We start from the raw sequence: 927 nt of genomic DNA, 5'->3' as shown, positions 1-927 counted from the left end.
ATTCCCCCATTCCCCCATTCCCCCATCTCCCTGTTTCCTGTTCCCCGTGAATCTGTTAAGATCGTGGCGGGTTAGCCTTAAAATCTTCGGTGTGAGCAAACAATGAAAAACTATATTAAACAAATTGCTAGTTGGAGCGCGATCGCTACTATTTCCCTTGGCTTAGTAGAAATGAACCGAGCAGCGATCGCATTTGGCAACAATAATCAATTCAGTGCCTGTATCAGTCAGATTGTCGGCACGGGAGTGAGTCCCCAAGATGCTGCCACCGCTTGTTCAGAAGCATTAATTCCTAAAGAATTATCCCGGTGTGTGGTGATGATTAAATCCAAAACCCCGATCGATGGTAATCTGGCTCTGCAAGCTTGTTTTCAAGTGCGTCGTCCCATCGACCTAGGTCACTGTGTGGTCGATATCCATCGCGCTGCCCCCTTATTTGCCACTAATTCCCTCAAACAAACGGAAACAGCCAAGGAACCTGATAAATTAGGGATTTCTAAACAGGTTTTAGATTCCTGTCGTCAAAGTTTATTACCCGGTCGCTTTTCTGAGTGCGTTATCGCTGTCAGTCGTGGTGTGGACAAAAATAACCCGTCCCAAGCTTTACAAACCTGTTTAAGTGCCGAGGATTTCCCCAGGGATCTATTCCCCAGTTATCCCCAAAATCAAGACCAGAAGCCTTAATCAAGATTATTTCCACGAATGTGCTAGAATCCCTACCCAGACTCATAGGGGGGTAGGGAAGGAATTAAAACTATGCCTTTAAGTTGGAATGAAATAAAAAATCGCGCCATCGCTTTTCAAAAAGAGTGGGAAGGAGAGACTTCAGAAAAAGCAGAATCTCAATCTTTTTGGAATGAGTTTTTTCATGTCTTTGGCATTTCACGGCGTAGGGTAGCCAGTTTTGAGCAACCGATAAAAAAAGCC

General features: G+C 44.7%; 2 protein-coding genes. Both read left to right on the top strand.

The window, feature by feature from the left end:
* Positions 1–102 precede the first annotated feature (102 nt).
* A complete protein-coding gene (locus tag MICAI_RS16370) occupies positions 103–684 on the top strand; it encodes a hypothetical protein (protein WP_008204573.1) in 582 nt (193 codons plus the stop codon).
* A gap of 72 nt (positions 685–756) precedes the next feature.
* Positions 757–927, top strand: a 171-nt coding sequence (locus MICAI_RS27940) for a type IIL restriction-modification enzyme MmeI (protein ID WP_198285305.1), incomplete at its 3' end; no start/stop codon positions are given.

The sequence above is a fragment of the Microcystis sp. T1-4 genome (assembly GCF_000297435.1).
Taxonomy (GTDB): domain Bacteria; phylum Cyanobacteriota; class Cyanobacteriia; order Cyanobacteriales; family Microcystaceae; genus Microcystis.
Note: the sequence above shows the minus strand (reverse complement) of the source record. Positions and strands in the feature narration are given on the sequence as shown.

Bases quoted from the DNA above. Each gene is read 5' to 3' on its own strand.
- MICAI_RS16370 (WP_008204573.1), top strand. From the start codon at position 103: ATGAAAAACTATATTAAACAAATTGCTAGTTGGAGCGCGATCGCTACT.